Raw genomic sequence first — 20,513 nt, 5'->3', positions numbered from 1 at the left:
CATGACCGAACTGCCGAGACTGTCGAGACTGTCGGCGAAAGCTTCCACCCACAGGGAGACACACGTGACGACCGGAGCCACCGTCTGGCTCACGGGTCTGCCGAGCGCCGGCAAGACCACCATCGCGCACGAACTGGCCGGACGGCTGCGTGCGGAGGGCCATCGCGTCGAGGTGCTCGACGGCGACGAGATCCGCGAGTTCCTCTCCGCGGGCCTCGGCTTCGGCCGCGCCGACCGGCACACCAACGTGCGGCGCATCGGCTTCGTCGCCGAACTGCTCGCCCGCAACGGGGTCAAGGCGCTGGTCCCGGTGATCGCGCCGTACACCGACAGCCGCGACGCGGTGCGCGAGTGGCACGCGAAGAACGGCACGGCGTACCTGGAGGTGCACGTCGCCACTCCGGTCGAGGTGTGCTCCGTACGCGATGTGAAGGGTCTGTACGCCAAGCAGGCCGCGGGCGAACTGACGGGTCTGACGGGCGTCGACGACCCGTACGAGGAGCCCCTCTCGCCGGACCTGCGCATCGAGTCGCAGCACCAGACGGTCCGGGAGTCGGCCGATTCCGTGCACACGCTGCTCAGCGAAAGGGGACTGGCATGACGACTGTCGCCAAGACCAATGCGGGCGACGAGGGCACGGGCAGCCCGTACGCCCTCTCCCACCTGGACGCGCTGGAGTCCGAGGCGGTGCACATCTTCCGCGAGGTGGCAGGCGAGTTCGAGAACCCGGTGATCCTGTTCTCCGGGGGCAAGGACTCCATCGTCATGCTGCATCTGGCGCTGAAGGCGTTCCGGCCCGCCGCGGTGCCCTTCTCGCTGCTGCACGTGGACACCGGGCACAACTTCCCCGAGGTCCTCGACTACCGCGACCGCACGGTGGCCGGGCACGGGCTGCGGCTGCACGTCGCGTCCGTGCAGGACTACATCGACCGGGGCGTCCTCAGGGAGCGCCCGGACGGCACCCGCAATCCGCTCCAGACCCTCCCGCTGACCGAGAGGATCCAGTCCGAGCGGTTCGACGCGGTCTTCGGCGGCGGCCGCCGCGACGAGGAGAAGGCCCGCGCCAAGGAGCGGGTGTTCTCGCTGCGCGACGAGTTCTCCCAGTGGGACCCGCGCCGCCAGCGGCCCGAGCTGTGGAACCTCTACAACGGCCGGCACGCGCCCGGCGAGCACGTCCGGGTGTTCCCGCTGTCCAACTGGACCGAGCTGGACGTGTGGCAGTACATCGCCCGCGAGGCCATCGAGCTGCCCGGGATCTACTACGCCCACACCCGCGAGGTCTTCTCGCGCGACGGCATGTGGCTGACCGCCGGCGACTGGGGCGGCCCCAAGGACGGCGAGAGGGTCGAGAAGCGGCTCGTGCGCTACCGCACCGTCGGCGACATGTCGTGCACCGGCGCCGTCGACTCCGACGCCGACACCATCGAGAAGGTGATCACCGAGATCGCCGCCTCGCGCCTGACCGAGCGCGGCGCCACCCGGGCCGACGACAAGCTGTCCGAGGCCGCGATGGAAGACCGCAAGCGCGAGGGGTACTTCTAGAGATGACCACGACCACGGACCTGGCGTCCACCACCCTGCTGCGGTTCGCCACCGCCGGCTCCGTCGACGACGGCAAGTCCACCCTCGTGGGCCGGCTGCTGCACGACTCCAAGTCGGTCCTCACCGACCAGCTGGAGGCCGTGGAGCGCGCCTCCGCGAGCCGCGGCCAGCAGGCCCCGGACCTCGCCCTGCTGACGGACGGGCTGCGCGCCGAGCGCGAGCAGGGCATCACCATCGACGTGGCCTACCGCTACTTCGCCACCCCGCGCCGCCGGTTCATCCTCGCGGACACCCCGGGCCATGTGCAGTACACGCGGAACATGGTCACCGGCGCGTCCACCGCCGAGCTGACGGTGATCCTGGTGGACGCCCGCAACGGCGTGGTGGAGCAGACCCGCCGGCACGCGGCGATCGCCGCGCTGCTGCGCGTGCCGCACGTGGTCCTGGCCGTGAACAAGATGGACCTGGTCGACCACCGCGAGTCCGTGTTCGCCGCGATCGCCGAGGAGTTCACGGCGTACGCGACCGAACTGGGCGTCCCGGAGGTCACCGCCATCCCGATCTCGGCGCTGGTCGGCGACAACGTGGTGGAGCCGTCCGCGACCATGGACTGGTACGGCGGCCCGACCGTCCTGGAGCACCTGGAGACGGTCCCGGTCAGCCACGACCTGGCGCACTGCCACGCGCGGCTGCCCGTGCAGTACGTGATCCGGCCGCAGACCGCCGAGCACCCCGACTACCGGGGCTACGCGGGCCAGATCGCCGCGGGCAGCTTCCGGGTCGGCGACGAGGTGAAGGTGCTGCCGTCCGGCCGCACCAGCCGGATCTCCGGCATCGACCTGCTCGGTGAGCCGGTCGACGTGGCCTGGACGGCGCAGTCGGTGACGGTCCTGCTCCGGGACGACGTCGACGTCTCGCGCGGCGACCTGATCGTGCCCGTCAAGGACGCGCCCGCCACCACCCAGGACGTGGAGGCGACCGTCTGCCACGTCGCCGACCAGCCGCTGACCGTCGGCCACCGGGTGCTGCTCAAGCACGGCACCCGCACGGTCAAGGCGATCGTCAAGGACATCCCGTCCCGGCTCACCCTGGACGACCTGTCCCTGCACCCGCACCCCGGCCGGCTCGTCGCCAACGACATCGGGCGGGTCAAGATCCGCACCGCCGAGCCGCTGCCGGTCGACTCCTACGCCGACTCCCGCCGCACCGGCTCGTTCATCCTGATCGACCCGGCCGACGGAACCACGCTCACCGCGGGGATGGTCGGCGAGTCGTTCGCCGCGCCGGCACCGGTCAAGGACGCGGCGGACGAGGACGGCTGGGACTTCTGACCATGGACTCCCGGGACTTCTACTCGACGTTCGCCAAGGAGGGCGGCCGGGTCGGCAGCGGCGCCCTCGGCAGCGGACAGGGCGGGGTGGCGCGATGTGCGCGCTGACGTACGCGCACTGCCCGCGCGCCCTCACCCCCCACCCCCGCTTACCTGGACCTGCCGACTTCCCGGCCACGGCCTGACCGGCCGTGACCGCCGGGCCTGCGAGAGGAAAGCCTCCCGTGCCTGCCAGCCTTCCCCCGTTCCGCTTCCGCCCCGCCGGGGGCTCCCCCGGGCCCGTACTCCGCCGCGGCCTCGTCGTGCTCGCCGCCCTGCCCCTGCTCACGCTCGCCGCCTGCGGCTACGGCTCCCAGGCCGACGACGACGGCGCCCGGCAGAAGGTGGCCGCCGGTGCCGAGAAGACCGACGGTCTCGACTCGGTCAGGATCGGCTACTTCGGCAACCTGACCCACGCGACCGCGCTGGTCGGAGTGCAGAAGGGCTTCTTCCAGAAGGAGTTGGGCGCGACGGTCGTCAAGCCGTCGGTCTTCAACGCCGGGCCGTCCGAGATCGAGGCCCTCAACTCCGGCTCCATCGACATCGGCTGGATCGGCCCGTCCCCGGCGATCAACGGCTACACCAAGTCGGACGGCAAGAGCCTGCGCATCATCGGCGGTTCGGCCTCCGGCGGGGTCAAGCTCGTGGTCGACCCGGCGAAGATCAAGTCCTTGCGGGACGTCAAGGGCAAGAAGATCGCGACCCCGCAGCTCGGCAACACGCAGGACGTGGCGTTCCTCAACTGGATCGCCGAACAGGGCTGGAAGGTCGACGCGCAGAGCGGCAAGGGCGACGTCTCCGTGGTCCGCACCGACAACAAGATCACCCCGGACGCCTACAAGTCCGGCTCCATCGACGGCGCCTGGGTGCCTGAACCGACCGCGTCGAAGCTGGTCGCCGAGGGCGCCAAGGTACTCCTTGACGAGTCTTCCCTGTGGCCCGACAAGAAGTTCGTGATCACGAACATCATCGTGTCGCAGAAGTTCCTCAAGGAGCACCCGAAGGCCGTCGAGGCGGTGCTGAGGGCCTCCGTGGAGACCAACACGTGGATCAACGCCCACCCGGACGAGGCGAAGGCCGCGGCGAACAAGCAGCTGGGGACCGACTCCGGCAAGGAGCTGCCCGAGAACGTCCTCGACCCGGCGTGGAAGTCCATCCAGATCACCGACGACCCGCTGGCCTCCACTCTCGACACCGAGGCGCAGCACGCGGTCAAGGCGGGCCTGCTGCAGAGCCCGAAGCTGGCCGGCATCTACGACCTCGCCCCGCTGAACAAGGTGCTGAAGGCCGCGGGCCGGCCGACCGTCGACGACGCCGGTCTCGGCGCCCAGTAGATCCGTAGCCGAAGAGTTCCCAGGAGGTGACGACCATGGCCACGACCCTTGCCAGGGCCGCCGAGACCGTAGAGCACGCGGCCCGCCTCGAGAACGTCTCGAAGTCCTTCGCGGCACCGGGCGGGCAACAGCTCGTACTGGACGGCATCAGCCTCGATGTCGCCCCGGGCGAGTTCGTCACCCTCCTGGGGGCCTCGGGCTGCGGCAAGTCCACGCTGCTGAACCTGGTGGCGGGGCTGGACCGGCCCACCGCCGGGTCCATCACGACGGACGGCCGGCCCGCCCTGATGTTCCAGGAGCACGCCCTGTTCCCCTGGCTGACCGCCGGCAGGAACATCGAACTCGCCCTGAGGCTGCGCGGAGTGGCGAAGCCGGAGCGGCGCGGCCGGGCCGAGGAGCTGCTCGAACTCGTCCGGCTGAAGGGCGCGTACGGCAAGCGCGTCCACGAACTGTCCGGCGGGATGCGCCAGCGGGTGGCGATGGCCCGCGCGCTGGCCCAGGAGAGCAACCTGCTGCTGATGGACGAGCCGTTCGCGGCGCTCGACGCCATCACCCGGGACGTCCTGCACGACGAGCTGACCCGGATCTGGCAGCAGACCGGGGTGTCGGTGCTGTTCGTCACGCACAACGTGCGCGAGGCGGTGCGGCTCGCACAGCGCGTCGTCCTGCTGTCCTCCCGTCCGGGCCGGGTGGCCCGCGAGTGGACGGTGGACATCCCGCAGCCGCGCCGCATCGAGGACGCGCCCGTGGCGGAACTGTCCCTGGAGATCACCGAAGTCCTGCGTGGGGAGATCCGCCGACATGGCCAGCACTGAGACGAAGACGGCCCGGGGCGCCGAACTGGCCGACGTCGAGGCCGGTCTCGACGCCCTGGAGACCACGGCGGCCGGCCGTGCGCCGCTGCGCCAGACCCTGGTCAACAAGGTTCTGCCGCCGGTCGTGGCGGTCGCGGTGGTCCTGGTGGTCTGGCAGGCGCTGATCTCGCTGAAGGTGGTCGACGACCCGAGCCGGCTGCCCTCGCCCGCCGACGTGGGCGGCGAGTTCAAGGACGCCTGGTTGCAGGGCAAGCTGCTCGGCTTCATCTGGACGTCCGTCTCGCGCGGTCTGCTGGGCTTCCTGTTCGCGCTGGCCATCGGCACCCCGCTGGGCCTGCTGGTGGCCCGGGTGAAGTTCGTGCGCGCGGCCCTCGGCCCGATCCTGTCCGGCCTCCAGTCGCTGCCGTCGGTGGCGTGGGTGCCGCCGGCGGTGATCTGGCTGGGCCTGGACAACTCGATGATGTACGCGGTGATCCTGCTCGGCGCGGTCCCGTCCATCGCCAACGGACTGGTGTCCGGCATCGACCAGGTGCCGCCGCTGTTCCTGCGGGCGGGCCGCACGATGGGCGCGACGGGTGCCCGGGGCGCCTGGCACATCGTCCTGCCGGCCGCCCTGCCGGGCTATCTGGCCGGTCTGAAGCAGGGCTGGGCGTTCTCCTGGCGGTCACTGATGGCGGCGGAGATCATCGCCTCCTCGCCGGACCTGGGCATCGGCCTGGGCGCGCTGCTGGAGAACGGCCGCAACGCGAGCTCCATGGCCATGGTCTTCGAGGCCATCATCCTGATCCTGTTCGTCGGCATCGCCATCGACCTGCTGATCTTCAGTCCGCTGGAGCGGCGGGTGCTGCGCGGCCGCGGTCTTCTCGTGAAGAGCTGAACGCCCATGATCCACCAGCCCGTTCTCCTCGTCGTCGCCCACGGCAGCCGCGATCCGCGCCATGCCGCGACCGTCCATGCCCTGGTCCGCCGGGTCCGGGCGCTGCGCCCCGGGCTGCGGGTGGAGACCGGGTTCCTGGACTTCAACGTGCCGTCCGTGCCGGGCGTGCTGGACGCCCTGGCGGCCGACGGGGTGCGCGACGTCGTGGCCCTGCCGCTGCTGCTGACCCGCGCCTTCCACGCCAAGGCGGACATCCCCTCGGTGCTGCGCCGGGCGCCGTCGCGGCTGCGGATCCGGCAGGCGGAGGTCCTCGGCCCCTCACCGCTGCTGACGGACGCCCTGGAGAGGCGTCTGTACGAGGCGGGACTCGACCCCGCCGACAAGTCCTCGACCGGGGTCGTACTGGCCTCGGCGGGGTCCTCGGACCCGGAGGCGATCGCAGTGATCGCAGAAATCGCGCGGGAGTGGCGGCACACCGGCTGGTGCGCCGTGCGGCCTGCGTTCGCCTCCGCCTCCCCGCCGCGCACCGAGGACGCGGTGCGGGAACTGCGCGAACTGGGCTGCGCCAGGGTCGCGGTCGCCCCGTACGTCCTGGCACCCGGCTTCCTGCCCGACCGCATCGCCCGCGGCGCGACCGAGGCCGGCGCCGACGTACTGGCCGGGGTGCTCGGCCCCGCCCCGGAGGTGGCCCGGGTCCTGCTGGAGCGCTACGACGCCGCCCGGCTGCCGCTGTCGGCGGCCCTGGGAGCCTGACGGACGGAGGACGGGTTCCGCCCGCGGCCCGGCACTCCCCCGTGGTGCCGGTCCGCGAACGGCCCCTCCACCACCCGCCGTTGACCGGTGAGCGGTGGTGACATCCAGTTCAGCGTGCGGCGGTGCGCAAGTGTCACTGCCCTGCCGCGAACGGGTCCCCGAATGCGGATCATCCCGCCCATGCCGTACGCGAGGGACCCTCGGCCGGGGCTCAGCCGAAGCGGAGTGATCCGGTGCGGGTGCGCTTGAGTTCGAAGAAGTCCGGCCGGGTTGCCAGGACGTGGAAGGCGTCGAACAGCTCGGCCGCCTCCGCGCCACGCGGGACGGCCCGCAGCGCCGGCCCGAACCACACCGTTCCGTCGACGTGGAGGGTGGGCGTCCCCACGTACGCGCCGGTCTCCGTCTCGGCACCGGCCTCGTGACTGCGCCGTACCGCCTCGTCGTGCGACGGATCGTGCGCGGCCGCGGCGAGGTCCCCGTCCGATCCCAGCTCGTCCAGGGACCCGACGACGACCGCGTCGAAGTCCTCCTCCCCGCGCTCGTGGATGCGGACGCCGAAGGCGGTGCAGAGGTCCCGCAGCACCTTCTCGCCGTGCCGCTCGGCGGCGGCCACCGCGACGCGCACCGGGCCGATCGACTTGTCGACCAGTTCCCGGTACCAGTCGGGCAGTTCGTCGCCGGTGTTGTGCAGGTACAGGCTCATGACGTGGAACCCGAGGTCGAGCGGACGCTCGCGTTCCACCTCGAGCAGCCGGCGGGAGGTGATCCAGGCGAAGGGGCAGGCGGGGTCGAAGTAGAAGTCGACGCGGGTCGGCGAGTCGGGGGGGCATGCCGTCGACGCCAGCGGCCGATTGGCACAGGATCCCGGTCCAATCGTGAGGTCTTTTCATGCGCCACTTGGCCCGCCCGGCCCGCCCGGCCCGCCTGACCCGCAGCCCGCTCAGCCCGCAGCGTCCGCCGCTTCCGCCTCGTCCGCCAGCCGCACCAGCTCCGTCACCGGCATCGAGCCCGCCGCCCGGCGCTCTCGCGCGAAGGTGTTGGCCAGGTGCTGGAGCAGTTCGTTGAGCGGTGTCGGTATGCCGTGCAGCCGGCCCAGGAGCACGATCTCCCCGTTGAGGTGGTCGGCCTCGATGGAACCGGTGCCCCGGGCGAGGGACTGCCAGGAGGAGCCGCCGCCGCGCGGGGCGCCGGGCAGCGGCACCAGGGTGATCTTGTCGCCGCGGACCTCCTTCTGCTCCTCGGCACCCGCCCAGGGGATCCCGGCCGCGGCGAGCACCGCCTCGCCCTCGGCGCGCACCCTCCCGTACAGCGCGTGCGCCGCCTCGCTGTCCAGCGGGCCGCTGACGGCCTCGATCGCGTTGGCGAGGTTGCCGAGCAGCTTGGCGTACTGCCAGCGGCTCACGTCCGGCACGACCGGCGCCTCGAAGTGCGCCGACTCCAGGTCGGCGGAGATCCGCCGCAGGGTTTCGTCGGTGCCGCCCGGGTAGCGGCCCAGGTGCAGTATGCCGGTGAGCGGGGTGCCCGCGGCCGAGACGGCGCCGGGTTCTACGTGGGCCGCGGGCAGCCATACGCAGACGCCGTACACGTGCCGGAAGCGGCGCAGGGCGAGCCGCTGGCCCTCCACCCCGTTCTGCGCGCACAGCAGCGGCAGTCTCCGCCCGGCCGTGCCGCCGCCCGCGACCGGCGCCGGACCCCAGGCCGCCAGCGCCGCCTCGGTGTCCTGGGTCTTGACGGCCAGCACCAGCACGTCGTCGGCGCGCAGTTCGCCGAGCGCCTCGGGCCCGTCCACGGCGGGCAGCCGGCATGTGAGTTCGCCCTCCGGCACCGCCAGCCGCAGCCCGTCCTCGCGCAGCGCAGCGAGATGCGCTCCGCGCGCGACCAGTACGACCTCGCGCCCGCTCTGCGCCAGCCGCCCCCCGACGGCGCCGCCGACCGCCCCTGCCCCGATGATGATGTAACGCATGGGACGAGCCTCCCACAGCCCTCCGTATGCCCCACCTGACGACCCAGGAGACCGTGTGACCCCGCAGATGTTCACGCTCGGCGGCGACCTGCCCGTACGGCGCCTCGGTTACGGCACCGCGCAGCTCACCGGCCCCGGCTACTGGGGTCCGCGCGGTGACGCCCGGGACGCGGTGGCGGTGCTGCGGCGAGCGGTGGAGCGCGGGGTGAACCTGATCGACACCGCGGACAACTACGGTCCGTCCGTCGCCGAGGAACTGGTGGCCGAGGCCCTGCGCCCCTACCCCGAGGACCTGGTGATCGCCACCAAGGGCGGGGTGGTCCGCACCGGCGACAGCGCCTGGCACGTGGACGGGCGGCCGGAGCAACTGCGGGCGATGTGCGAGGCGAGCCTGCGGAGGCTGCGGCTGGAGAGGATCGACCTGTACCAGCTCCACCGGCTCGACCCCGCCGTGCCGATGGCCGAACAGCTCGGCGCACTCGACGAGTTGCGCGAGGAGGGCAAGATCCGCCACGTCGGCCTGGACACCGTCTCCGCCGAACAGCTCACCTCGGCGATGGAGTTGACCTCCGTCGCCTCCGTCCAGAACCGCTACAACCTCGCCGACCGCGCGTCCGAGCCGCTGCTGGAGCTGTGCGAGGAGCGCGGGATCGCGTTCCTGCCGTGGTTCCCGCTGGGCAACGGCGCGTTGACCGGGGACCCGGAGTGCGCCCGGATCGTCGCCGCGCACGGCGCCACGCCCGGACAGGTGGCGCTGGCGTGGCTGCTGCACCGCTCCCCCGTGCTCTGTCCGACTCCGGGCACGGGCACGCTCGCCCATCTCGAGGAGAACCTGGACGCGGCGCGCCTGTCCCTCGGCGCCGCCGAGCTGTCCCGGCTGTCCGCCCTCGGGTGAGCGGGCCCGCGCGGGTCATGTCCCGCGCGTCAGGCGTCCGGGGCGGTCAGCTCGACGAGTCTGAGCACCGTGTTCCAGTTCCGGCTGGTCGCGATCAGGTCCTTGTTCAGCCGCTTCCTGGCCAGGTGCTCGGCGAGCCTGGAGCGGCCGAGTCCGTCCGGCGCGTACAGGTAGAGGGCCCGGTCGCCGAGGCGGAACTCCTCGGGCAGGTATGCCTCCTGGTCGATCTCCGCGTACCGCTCCGCCCCGACGGGCGCGGAGAAGTAGGTCACGTGCAGCTGCCGTCCCTCCAGCTCGGCGGCCGGGAACGGGCAGGACTCGGCGACCGCCCGCAGATAGGCGTGGTCGCGCACGATCACGTCCACCGGGAAGCCGAACCGCTTCTCCAGCGCCGCCGTGAACTCCGCGGCCAGCGACTCCTCGTCGCCGTGACCGGCGGCGAAAACAGCCTGGCCGCTCTGCAGATGGGTCTGCACACGGGTGTGGCCGAGCTCAGCCACCAGGGTGCGCAGCTCGGCCATCGGGACCTTCTTGCCGCCCACGTTGATTCCGCGCAGCAGCGCGGCGTACATCGTCATCCGCCCACGATAGAGCTGCGGGCGTGACGCGCACCCCTGATCCGCGCCCCCGAGAAGCCCGGATACGTGTAAGGGGTCGGCGTCCTCCCCAGTGCGGAGGAAACGGGGTCCGGCAGGAGGAGCCCGGGCGGCGGCACTTCACCGGTCAGCACGACGAGCGGGGCACCGCCCCGCACCTACCTTCGATGCGGAGGGCGACGGCAGGGGGCCGTCGCCGCGCACGAGGTCCGCAGGGCCTCTCAAGAAGGGGCAAGCCCGTCATGGTGAACGCAGAGACACGGGTGCGGGGCCTCGCCGCGCGGGCCGGCGGCTGGAGCGCCCGGCATCGATGGGCCGCTGTCGGGATCTGGGTGCTGTTCGTCGTGCTGGCGATGGGACTGGGGTCGGCGGCCGGCCGGCTGGACGTCAAGGAGAGCGACCAGCTCAAGGGCGAGACACACACCGCGGCGAAGATCATCGAGGACGCGGGGATCAAGGAACCGGCGAGCGAGACCGTCCTGATCCAGGCGAAGGACGGCTCCGGCAGGGCCACGGACGCCGGCTTCCGGACGGCCGTCGGCGACGTGATCACGGCCGTCGAGGGGACCGGCCTGGTCACGGACGTGACCTCGCCGTACGACACGAAGACCATCTCCGAGGACGGCCGCAGCGCGCTGGTGCAGTTCTCGCTGCGCGGCGAGGCGGACACCGCGGGCGAGCGGGTGGAGCCCGTGCTCAACGCCGTCGCGAACGTCCAGAAGGACCAGTCCACGCTGCGGATCGAGGAGATCGGCGGCGCCAGCATGCAGAAGCAGTACTCCGACGCCTTCGGGAACGACTTCCAGCAGGCCGAGTTCTCCGCCGTGCCGGTGGCCCTCGGGATCCTGCTGATCGCCTTCGGCGCGCTGGTGGCCGCACTGCTGCCCGTGGCGCTCGCGATCACCGCGATCATGGCGACGATGGGCCTGATGGGCATCGTCAGCCACCTCCAGCCGATGAGCGACACCGCAAACTCCGTGATGCTGCTGGTCGGCATGGCGGTCGGCGTCGACTACTGCCTGTTCTACCTGCGCCGCGAGCGCGAGGAGCGGGAGGCCGGGCGGGACGCCGGGACCGCGCTGCGCATCGCCGCCGCGACCAGCGGGCGCGCGATCATCGTCTCCGGCGTCACGGTGTGCGTGGCGATGGCGGGCATGCTGTTCACCGGGGTCGCCGAGTTCGAGGCGATGGGCCTGGCCTCGCTGATGGTGGTGGCCGTCGCCATGGTCGGCTCGGTGACCGTGCTGCCGGCGCTGCTGTCGCTGCTGGGCGAGCGGGTCGAGAAGGGGCGCCTGCCGTTCCTGCGGCGGGGCCGGCAGGGCAACGGGGAGAGCAGGTTCTGGACGGCCGTGCTGCGGCGTGTGCTGGCCCGGCCGGCGGTGTCGGCCGCGGTGGCCGTGGGCGCGCTGCTCGCCGTCGCGGCCCCGGCGCTGGGCATGAAGACGTCGCAGCTCACGCTGGACCAGGAGTTCGGCGACTCGCTGCCCATCGTGCAGACGTACCAGCGGCTCAACGAGGCCTTCCCCGGCGGTACTCAGCCGGCCCAGGTGGTCGTGAAGGCGGACGACATCAACGCTCCCGAGGTGCGGCGGGCGCTGGCCGAGTTCAAGGAGCGGGCGGTCACCTCGGGCGCCTCGCGCGGCCCGGTCGACATCCGGCTGCACGAGGACCACGACGTCGCCCTCGTCTCCGTCCCGCTGGTCGGCGGCTCGGACCTCGACAAGGCGGGCAAGAACCTGGAGAAGCTGCGTGACGAGGTGCGGCCCGCCACGCTGGGCAAGGTCGACGGCGTCCAGGCGCCGATCACCGGCCAGGTCGCCGGCTCGCACGACTTCAACGCGCAGCTCATCGGCTCCGTCGTGCCGGTGTTCGTCTTCGTCGTGGTGTTCGCCTTCCTGCTGATGCTGCTGTCGTTCCGCTCGCTGACCGTCGCGATCACCTCGATCGTGCTGAACCTGCTGTCCGTGGGCGCCGCCTACGGCATCCTCGTCGCGGTCTTCCAGCACGGCTGGGGGGCGTCCCTGGTGGGCGCCCACGGTGTCGGCGCGATCGTCACCTGGCTGCCGCTGTTCCTGTTCGTGATCCTTTTCGGCCTCTCGATGGACTACCACGTCTTCGTGGTCTCCCGGATCCGCGAGGCGCGGCTGCGCGGCCGCGACACGAAGGACGCCATCCAGCACGGTGTGGTCACCACGGCGGGTGTCGTCACCAGCGCCGCGGTCATCATGGTCGCCGTGTTCGCGATCTTCGGGACGCTGTCCATGCAGTCGATGAAGCAGATGGGTGTGGGCCTGGCGGCCGCGGTGCTCATCGACGCCACGGTCATCCGCGGGGTGCTGCTGCCCTCGGTGATGTCCCTGCTGGGCGAACGCAACTGGTACCTGCCTCGCTGGCTGCACCGCCTCCCGGACCTCTCCCACGACGAGCCCCTGGAGCCGGCGGCGGTCCCGCCGGCCCCGCCCGCTCCGAGCAAGGGCGAGCCGCTGGGCGTGTGAGCCCTCGGCGGGCAGCGCATATCGCCCTCACCCGGCGGGCAGTTCGGCCTCGATGAGGTCGGCGGCCCGCCGGGTGCCGCCTTCCTTGGCCATGGCGGCCCGGACGTCCATCAGCCGCCGGGCCACCTCGGGGTCGTCGACGAGGGCGAGCGCGGCGGCACGCAGGTTCCCGGCGGTGGCCTCCTCCATGGGGAGGTGGCGGGCCACGCCGAGGCCCTGGAGCATGTCCGCGTTGCCGAACTGGTCGACGGCCTGCGGTACGGCGATCATCGGCGTCGAGGTGGTCAGGCCTTCCTGGCTGCCCCCGGCCCCGGCGTGCGTGACGAACAGGTCGGCCTGGCGCAGGATCGCCAACTGCGGCACCCAGGAACGTACTTCGACGTTCGCGGGGACCTCGCCCAGTTCGTCCGGGCGCACGTGCCTGCCGACCTGGAGCACCGTGTGCCAGCCCGGCAGTGCGCCGAAGGCCTCGACGCACTCCCGGTAGAAGGCGGCCTGTTTGGTGAAGGCGGAGCCGAGCGAGACGAGCACCACCTTCTCGGCCCCGGCGGGCCGCTCCCAGCCGCCCTGCGCCGAGCGGTCGCCCTGGCAGGCGCCGACGAAGCTGTGGACGTTCTCGTCGACCCGGTCGGCGTGCGGTTGCAGCGCGCGGGGGATCAGGACGAGCGAGCGGTCGGGGCGGCCGGCGAACGGGTCCGGGCGCAGGGTGATCCCGTTCTCCGCGAGCCACGCCTCGAAGCGGGCGTAGTAGGCCCGGCCGCGCTCCGTCTTGCGGGGCTCGGCCCACAGTGGTTCGGCGACCTCCTCCTCGTAGCCCTGCCAGGCCACGAGGTTCGGGGAGAGGGAGATCGCCGGCACGCCCCAGCGGTGGGCGAGGACGCGGGCCGGGTAGGAGGTGATGTCGTGCAGGACGAGGTCCGGCTCCTCGTCCCGGTAGGCCTCGATCAGCTGGGGCAGGGCCTGGATCGCGTCGTTCAGGAACGGTTCGACGTTGTCGAGCAGCGTGGATCCCCAGGCGGAGGGGTCGTCGTCGGGCGAGGGCAGCGTGGAGTGCCAGGGCTTCACCTCGGCGCCGGTCTCGGCGACCTTCTCCGCGAAGACGGGCGGGATGGCGTACGTCACCCGGTGTCCGCGTGCGACGAGTTCCCGGATCACTTCGAGGCTGGGGTTCACGTGTCCGTGGAGGGCGACGGAGAACATGGCGATGTGGGCGCGAGTGGGCATGCCCAGGACCCTAGGCGAGACGATACGTCTCGTGCAACGCGGTTTCGCTGACGGTGGGCGGCTCGCTGCGGGCCGGGCACCGGACACCTGCCCCCACCTGTGCGGATGCGACACTGACCCGGCGAAAACGCGGGGCCTCGGTGTGGTTGCCGGGGTCCGGACGAGGACACGGAGGCTGAGGATGGACGAGGCGCGGGCCCGGGAGGTACTGGGCGGGGCTGGGGTGTTGGCCGGTCCGGTGCGCGACGCGCGGCTGCTCGCTCTGGGCGAGAACGCGGTGTTCGCCGCCGGGGACCTCGTCGTCAAGGTGGGCCGGGACGCGGAGCTGTGGGACCGGGCGCGGCGCGAGCTGCGGATCGCGATGTGGCTGGCCGAGGCCGATGTCCCCGCGGTGCGGGCCGCCGCCCAGGAGGCGATCCTCGTCGAGGGGCATCCGGTTACCGTGTGGCACCGGCTGCCCGATCCGGTACGGCCCGCCGGGCCGGCGGACCTGGCGGAGCTGCTGCGCCTGGTCCACGCCCTGCCCGCCCCCGAGTTCGCGCTGCCGCGCCGCGAACTGCTCGGCGGCGTGGAACGCTGGCTGCGGCTCGCGGGCGACGCGATCTCCCCGGCCGACGCGGCGTATCTGCGGGAGCGCCGGGACGGCTTCGCGGCGGCCGCCGCCGCGCTCACCCCGCACCTGCCGCCGGGCCCGATCCACGGCGACGCGCTGCCGCGCAATGTGCACATCGGTCCGGACGGGCCGGTCCTGGTCGACCTGGAGACCTTCTCGGCGGACCTGCGCGAGCACGACCTGGTGGTCATGGCCCTGTCCCGGGACCGCTACGGCCTGCCCGCCGACGCCTACGACGCCTTCACGCGGACCTACGGCTGGGATGTACGGGAGTGGGAGGGCTGTCCCGTGCTGCGCGGCGCCCGCGAGACGGCGAGCTGCGCCTGGGTCGCCCAGCACGCCCCCACCAACCCCAAGGCGCTGGCCGAGTTCGAACGCCGGGTGGCATCCCTGCGCGACGGCGACACCACGGTGCGCTGGTACCCGTTCTGACCCGCCCGGCCGCCGTGCCCGGGCCGACTCTCGCGCTCGCCCCGAAGACGTCGGGCCGGGATCGCACAGTGCGATCCCGGCCCGACGGTCACCCGCTCAGCCCGGCCGGAGATCCACCCGCCTTGGGGGAGGCAGGAGGAGTAGTCGGTGAGAACCGCTTCCTGTAGTCCCATTCCCCCGTGGTGGGAATGGTGCTGCTCAGCCCCCCTGCCTTGGTCAGGGCGAGGCCCCTGTTGTGACCGAAGCCACCGCAGTTGTCGGACTGCGAGTCCAGAGTGACTTCAGCGGACTCGTCCACCGTCGGCGTGCGCGCACCCTTCGGGATCATCCGCAGCCGCACCGTCCCATGAGCCGGACCGATTTCGTCCGGCAGATCGAGATTGGCGATCATGATCTCCCGGTTGACGAAATGCTCTGTGGAGCAGTGGCCGAAGGCGCACAACTCGTATGTACCATCGACAAATTCGGGATACTCCGACTGAAGGAGGCTCACCGAGAGGTAGGAGGAGACACCGATACCGGCACACGGTTCGGCATAGCCGCAACCCGATACCGTTGCGGCGAAACCGGCCACGGCGACCAGCCGTGCGACCCTTGCTCTGAGATTCATGACTTCTTGGCCTGTTCAGCTGCGCTCGACATGTCCGTCAGCAGTACGGGATGACGGGCCAGGCCGGTTCGACGGTCGCCTCGGGGTTCGAGGTGCGCCGGAGATATCGCTGCAGCGACGCCGCCTGCTCGGCTGCCGCACGGACCTGAAGGTCATGGAGATCCGTCGGCGCCAACTCCCCCATGGCCGGGTACTTCTCCCCCATGCGCCGTACCACCCGGGCGGCGGCCACGGCGTCCGCCCTCGCATCGTGCGCGTCGTCGAGTGGCACGCCGTAGTGCGCGCACAGCGCGGTCAGGGCCCGCTTCCCCTTCCGGTACTTGTCCACATGCTTGTCGATGACCAACGGATCGATGACGGGCCAAGGCCCCTTGCCCAGCCGCTCAGCGACCGACTCGATCGCGTACCGCCGGCACTCACGGTCGAGCAGTGACAGGTCGTAGCGTGCGTTCATCACGACCAGGGGCGTCCCCGATCGCATCCCCTCGGCGACGGCCCGTGCGATCTCCTCGATCGCGGGAGCAGCCGGTGCCCCGTGCCTGCGAGCCCGCTCCGTCGAGATTCCGTGGATCGCCGACGCCTGCTCCGGTATCGCCACCCCGGGATCGAGCAGCCAGGTGCGCTCCTTCGAGACCGCCCCGTCCGGATCCAGTCGTACGACCGCCGCGGTGACGATGCGGTCGGTCTCGACGTCGGTGCCCGTGGTCTCCAGGTCGAAGGCCATCAACGGCCCCCTGTTCCAGCTCATCGCACGGCCCCCGTGACGATGCGCGCCTCGCGCGGATCCGTCCCGGTCGTCTCCAGGTCGAAGCCGATCAGCAGTTCCCAATGCCGGCCCATGGCGGCCCCCCTTCTCGGTGGTGCGTTCCCCCAGTGGTCTCCACGATCGCACGCGCCACTGACAAACCGAGGACCACGTTCCGCTTACCGCCCCGGGACTGAGGGCGTTTCAGGACACCGGGCGCGAATCCGCCCACATCAGCTCGAACTCCTCGCGATAGGCGGAGAAGAGGCCGCTTTCGTCGATCTCGCCGGGTTTGACCACCTTGTTCCCGTTCCGCAGGACGAAGACGGGGGCCTCCATGCCCCGGCTGCGCCGCAGATAGGACTGCACGACCCCGACGCCGTCCGAGCCGTCGCCGTCCACCAGGTAGGCGGTGACGCGGGGGGTCTCGTCGTAGACCTGGATCTCGAAGGCGCCCGGGTCGCGCAGCCGGCCGCGCACCCGGCGCATGTGCAGGATGTTCATCTCCACCGAGCGGCTCAGCTCCCCGCGCTTGAGCCCGAGTTCGCGCTCGCGCCGCTTCACCGCGCTGGAGGCCGGGTTGAGGAACAGCAGCCGCACCCGGCAGCCGGACTCGGCGAGCCGCACCAGGCGCCGGCCGGAGAAGTTCTGCACGAGCAGGTTCAGGCCGATGCCGATGGCGTCCAGGCGGCGGGCGCCGCCGAACATGTCCTCGGCCGGGAACTGGCGCATGAGCCGCACCCGGTCCGGGTGCACCGCGACCACGTCCGCGTACCGGTCGCCGACCAGGTCCTCGACCGCGTCGACCGGCAGCCGACGGGCGGAAGGCACGTCGCCGCCGGTGCCGAGGATGTCGAGCAGCCGCGCGGAGGCCCGCTCGGCCTGGTTCAGCACCGCCTCCGACAGCGCCCGGTTGCGGGAGACGACGTTGCGGGCCACCTCCAGCTCGTCCAGGGCGAGTTCGACGTCCCGGCGCTCGTCTATGTAGGGCGCGAAGCACGGCCAGTGCTGCACCACCAGCTCACGCATCTGCGGCAGGGTGAGGAAGCTGATCACGTTGTCGTCGGCCGGGTCGAGCAAGTAGCCCTTGCGGCGGCTGACTTCGCGTACCGCGACGGCCCGCTGCACCCACTCCTGGCCGGCCGGTCCGGCGGCGGCAACCACCCAGTCGTCGCCGTGGACGGGCTCGTAGACGGGGCGCAGGACGGCGGCCACGACGGCGCGCAGCCGCTGTTCGACGAGGTTCAGCCAGATGTAGGCGCGGCCGGCCCGCTGGGCGCGGGTACGCACCTCGCGCCAGGCGCCCGCGTCCCAGTCCAGCTCCGGCCCGATGGCACCCGCGTCCATCGGCCGGGCCAGGGACACCGCGCCGGAGGGGACGTCTGCGGAGTGCCCCTCGTGACCCTCGTCACCAGAGGGCAGCTCCAGGCCTCCCGAGCCCACCCGTGCACCGCCTTCCGCTCCCCCGGGCACTCCCCGTCCCAACGATCAAGGAAGGGTACTCCGGGAGCGGCGCGCGACGCAGCCGGATGCACAGCTCCTTTCCCAACTTCCGCACGGTGCTTACGTGTTCCGGCGGCCCAGCCCCCGCCGAGTGAGCTGATTCATAGCCGGTGACCGGCACCGGCCGCCGTCCGCGTCCCTGGCGGTGCCGCACGCCCCCGCGTCCGCCATCCCTCCGGGTGAGCACCGGGCCCTCCCGTTGACCCACGCGCGCACCCGGACCCCGCGGCCCACTCGGGCCCACCCCGCGCCCCTGGACCTTCTCGTCCCGCGGGCACCGTTCACCCCACCGGTTCGGCACACGGACGTGCGTCACAGGTGCTTCCCCGACTTTTGTGGAGACTCGGTGCCAAGCCGCCACCCGCGGCGTCCCACACCTGAAAGAGTCTTGTCCATGCAGGTCTGGCCTGGAGAGGCGTACCCACTCGGCGCCACGTACGACGGCGCCGGCACCAACTTCGCGGTCTTCACGGAGGCCGCGGACCGAGTAGAGCTGTGTCTGCTGCACGACGACGGCTCGGAGACGGCGGTGGAACTGCGGGAGAGCGACGCGTTCGTCCGGCACGCGTACGTGCCCGGCGTGATGCCGGGACAGCGGTACGGGTTCCGGGTGCACGGCCCGTACGTCCCGGAGCGCGGGCTGCTCTGCAACTCGGCGAAGCTGCTCCTCGACCCGTACGCTCGTGCGATCAGCGGCTCGATCCGCTGGGGGGAGGAGGTGTACGGCTACCACTTCGACGACCCCGGCCGGCGCAACGACCTGGACTCGGCGCCGCACACCATGTCGTCTGTCGTGGTCAACCCGTACTTCGACTGGGGCGACGACCGGCTGCCGCGCCGCGGCTACCACGAGACGGTGATCTACGAGGCCCACGTCAAGGGCCTCACCATGCGGCACCCGGGGCTGCCCGAGGAGTTGCGCGGGACCTACGCGGGGCTCGCCCACCCGGCGCTCATCGACCATCTGACCGAACTCGGCGTCACCGCGCTCGAGCTGATGCCCGTACACCAGTTCTTGAACGACCACCGCCTGGTCGACCTGGGCCTCAACAACTACTGGGGCTACAACACGATCGGCTTCTTCGCCCCGCACAACGCCTACGCCTCCTGGGGCGACCGCGGCCAGCAGGTCCTGGAGTTCAAGTCGGCGGTCCGGGCGCTGCACGAGGCCGGCATCGAGGTCATCCTCGACGTGGTCTACAACCACACCGCCGAGGGCAACCACCTGGGTCCGACACTGTCCTTCAAGGGCATCGACAACCCGCGCTACTACCGGCTCACCGACGACCCGCGCTACTACATGGACACCACGGGCACCGGGAACTCCCTGCTCATGCGGTCCCCGCACGTGCTCCAGCTGATCATGGACTCGCTGCGCTACTGGGTCACCGAGATGCACGTCGACGGCTTCCGCTTCGACCTGGCGGCGACCCTGGCGCGGCAGTTCCACGAGGTGGACCGGCTGTCGTCGTTCTTCGACCTGGTGCAGCAGGACCCGGTGGTCTCCCAGGTGAAGCTGATCGCCGAGCCCTGGGACGTCGGCGAGGGCGGCTACCAGGTGGGGAACTTCCCGCCGCTGTGGACCGAGTGGAACGGCAAGTACCGCGACACCGTGCGGGACCTGTGGCGCGGCGAGCCCCGCGCGCTCGCCGAGTTCGCCTCCCGGCTGACCGGCTCCTCCGACCTCTACCAGGACGACGGCCGCCGCCCCCTGGCCTCGATCAACTTCGTCACCTGCCACGACGGCTTCACCCTGCGCGATCTGGTCTCGTACAACGACAAGCACAACCAGGCCAACGGCGAGGACAACCGGGACGGCGAGAACCACAACCGGTCCTGGAACTGCGGCGCCGAGGGTGAGAGCGACGACCCCGAGGTGCTCCGGCTCCGGGCGCGGCAGACGCGGAACTTCGTCGCGACGCTGATGCTGTCCCAGGGCGTGCCCATGATCAGTCACGGCGACGAGTTCGCGCGCACGCAGCGGGGCAACAACAACGCCTACTGCCAGGACAACGAGCTGTCCTGGGTGCGCTGGCCCGAGCCCGGCGAGCCGGACGCCGAGTTGCTGGACTTCGTCCGGGCGATGGCGGCGCTGCGCAGGGACCACCCGGTCTTCCGGCGGCGCCGCTTCTTCCACGGACGGCCGGTGGAGGGCACGCACGACGCGCTGTCCGACATCGCCTGGTTCACCCCCGAGGGCCGGGAGATGACCCAGCAGGACTGGGACTCGGCGCGGGCCTCCGCGCTGACGGTGTTCCTCAACGGCAACGCGATCTCGGAGCCCGGCACTCGCGGGGAGCGGATCACCGACGACTCCTTCCTGCTGATGTTCAACGCCGCGCCGAAGCCGCTCGACTTCGCCGTGCCGGTCGATCACGGGCGCCAGTGGCAGGTGGTGGTGGACACCGCCCGCACGGACCCGGTCCCACCGGGCACCGGCCCCACGGTGCGCGCCGGAGACCGGCTCACCCTCCCGGACCGCAGCCTGACAGTCCTGCGACGCCCGGTGTGACGCTCCCTGGACCGGAAGCCCGGGGTGGCGCTCCCCGGGGCGGGGGTCGGGACGACACACCTGGTGGGGCGCCCAATGTCCCGGGCGGGGAACCGGCGCAGCGCCCCCGGGCGGGGGAAGTGCCGGTGCGGCGCCCGCCCTCCCGGACGAAGAAGCGGCGTTGTGCGCCCCTGGGCTGTGACCCCGCGTGGCACCCACGGCCGGGAGCCCGGCGTGGCGCTCGCCCGGCCGGGCG

Annotated in this window: 17 protein-coding genes and 1 pseudogene; 11 read left to right on the top strand and 7 right to left on the bottom strand. The window is 71.8% G+C overall.

What is annotated here, in order from left to right; all coding sequences use genetic code 11:
• The first annotated feature begins 1 nt into the window (after position 1).
• The 7 genes from cysC (at position 2) to CG719_RS00375 (ending at position 6,690) form a co-directional block, all read left to right on the top strand.
• Positions 2-601 (top strand): adenylyl-sulfate kinase, encoded by a 600-nt coding sequence (gene cysC, locus CG719_RS00410; RefSeq protein ID WP_100566417.1) that lies wholly within the window; start codon positions 2-4, stop codon positions 599-601.
• The gene (gene cysD, locus CG719_RS00405) at positions 598-1,542 is read left to right on the top strand and encodes a sulfate adenylyltransferase subunit CysD (protein WP_100566416.1); all 945 of its coding nucleotides are present in this window, start codon (positions 598-600) and stop codon (positions 1,540-1,542) included. The genes cysC and cysD overlap by 4 nt, the downstream gene beginning before the upstream one ends.
• 2 nt (positions 1,543-1,544) lie before the next feature.
• On the top strand, positions 1,545-2,873 hold the full coding sequence (locus CG719_RS00400) for a sulfate adenylyltransferase subunit 1 (RefSeq protein ID WP_100566415.1): 1,329 nt from the start codon (positions 1,545-1,547) through the stop codon (positions 2,871-2,873).
• Positions 2,874-3,096: 223 nt separating this feature from the next.
• On the top strand, positions 3,097-4,245 hold the full coding sequence (locus CG719_RS00390; protein WP_100566413.1) for an aliphatic sulfonate ABC transporter substrate-binding protein: 1,149 nt from the start codon (positions 3,097-3,099) through the stop codon (positions 4,243-4,245).
• Between the two features lie 35 nt (positions 4,246-4,280).
• The gene (locus tag CG719_RS00385; RefSeq protein ID WP_100566412.1) at positions 4,281-5,060 is read left to right on the top strand and encodes an ABC transporter ATP-binding protein; all 780 of its coding nucleotides are present in this window, start codon (positions 4,281-4,283) and stop codon (positions 5,058-5,060) included.
• Complete coding sequence (locus CG719_RS00380) at positions 5,047-5,937, top strand: ABC transporter permease (protein WP_100566411.1); 891 nt, start codon at positions 5,047-5,049, stop codon at positions 5,935-5,937. The genes CG719_RS00385 and CG719_RS00380 overlap by 14 nt, the downstream gene beginning before the upstream one ends.
• Before the next feature lie 6 nt (positions 5,938-5,943).
• A complete protein-coding gene (locus CG719_RS00375; protein ID WP_100566410.1) occupies positions 5,944-6,690 on the top strand; it encodes a sirohydrochlorin chelatase in 747 nt (248 codons plus the stop codon).
• Between the two features lie 211 nt (positions 6,691-6,901).
• Here CG719_RS00375 and CG719_RS00370 read toward each other — a convergent pair whose 3' ends face one another.
• Together CG719_RS00370 and CG719_RS00365 are read right to left on the bottom strand one after the other, a co-directional pair.
• Positions 6,902-7,534, bottom strand: a complete 633-nt coding sequence (locus tag CG719_RS00370) for a mycothiol-dependent nitroreductase Rv2466c family protein (protein ID WP_100566409.1) — start codon at positions 7,532-7,534, stop codon at positions 6,902-6,904.
• 96 nt (positions 7,535-7,630) lie between these two features.
• Positions 7,631-8,653: a ketopantoate reductase family protein gene (locus tag CG719_RS00365; protein ID WP_100566408.1), complete on the bottom strand. Its 1,023-nt coding sequence runs from the start codon at positions 8,651-8,653 to the stop codon at positions 7,631-7,633.
• A 67-nt stretch (positions 8,654-8,720) separates the two neighbouring features.
• On the opposite strand from CG719_RS00365, the gene CG719_RS00360 reads away from it, so the two are divergent.
• Positions 8,721-9,548: an aldo/keto reductase gene (locus CG719_RS00360; protein WP_100566747.1), complete on the top strand. Its 828-nt coding sequence runs from the start codon at positions 8,721-8,723 to the stop codon at positions 9,546-9,548.
• Between the two features lie 29 nt (positions 9,549-9,577).
• Here CG719_RS00360 and CG719_RS00355 read toward each other — a convergent pair whose 3' ends face one another.
• Complete coding sequence (locus CG719_RS00355; protein ID WP_100566407.1) at positions 9,578-10,126, bottom strand: DUF1697 domain-containing protein; 549 nt, start codon at positions 10,124-10,126, stop codon at positions 9,578-9,580.
• Positions 10,127-10,386: 260 nt separating this feature from the next.
• Here CG719_RS00355 and CG719_RS00350 point away from each other — a divergent pair, with 260 nt between their 5' ends.
• Positions 10,387-12,639: an MMPL family transporter gene (locus CG719_RS00350; RefSeq protein WP_100566406.1), complete on the top strand. Its 2,253-nt coding sequence runs from the start codon at positions 10,387-10,389 to the stop codon at positions 12,637-12,639.
• 27 nt (positions 12,640-12,666) lie between these two features.
• On the opposite strand, the pseudogene mgt reads toward CG719_RS00350, so the two are convergent.
• Positions 12,667-13,900: pseudogene (gene mgt / locus CG719_RS00345) on the bottom strand (macrolide-inactivating glycosyltransferase).
• 144 nt (positions 13,901-14,044) lie between these two features.
• On the opposite strand from mgt, the gene CG719_RS00340 reads away from it, so the two are divergent.
• A complete protein-coding gene (locus tag CG719_RS00340) occupies positions 14,045-14,908 on the top strand; it encodes a phosphotransferase enzyme family protein (RefSeq protein ID WP_100566404.1) in 864 nt (287 codons plus the stop codon).
• Between the two features lie 88 nt (positions 14,909-14,996).
• Here the strand turns inward: CG719_RS00340 and CG719_RS00335 are convergent, their stop codons facing one another.
• From CG719_RS00335 to CG719_RS00320, 3 genes are all read right to left on the bottom strand, one after another.
• Positions 14,997-15,518: a hypothetical protein gene (locus CG719_RS00335; protein ID WP_159024795.1), complete on the bottom strand. Its 522-nt coding sequence runs from the start codon at positions 15,516-15,518 to the stop codon at positions 14,997-14,999.
• Positions 15,519-15,555: 37 nt separating this feature from the next.
• Complete coding sequence (locus CG719_RS00330; RefSeq protein ID WP_100566402.1) at positions 15,556-16,266, bottom strand: 3'-5' exonuclease; 711 nt, start codon at positions 16,264-16,266, stop codon at positions 15,556-15,558.
• A 201-nt stretch (positions 16,267-16,467) separates the two neighbouring features.
• On the bottom strand, positions 16,468-17,706 hold the full coding sequence (locus tag CG719_RS00320; RefSeq protein ID WP_100566401.1) for an SAV2148 family HEPN domain-containing protein: 1,239 nt from the start codon (positions 17,704-17,706) through the stop codon (positions 16,468-16,470).
• A gap of 454 nt (positions 17,707-18,160) precedes the next feature.
• Here CG719_RS00320 and glgX point away from each other — a divergent pair, with 454 nt between their 5' ends.
• A complete protein-coding gene (glgX, locus tag CG719_RS00315; RefSeq protein ID WP_100566400.1) occupies positions 18,161-20,278 on the top strand; it encodes a glycogen debranching protein GlgX in 2,118 nt (705 codons plus the stop codon).
• The last annotated feature ends 235 nt before the right edge of the window (positions 20,279-20,513 follow it).

This window comes from Streptomyces sp. CB01373, from assembly GCF_002803075.1.
Classification (GTDB): Bacteria; Actinomycetota; Actinomycetes; order Streptomycetales; family Streptomycetaceae; genus Streptomyces.
This window is presented reverse-complemented; position numbering and strand designations above follow the sequence as displayed.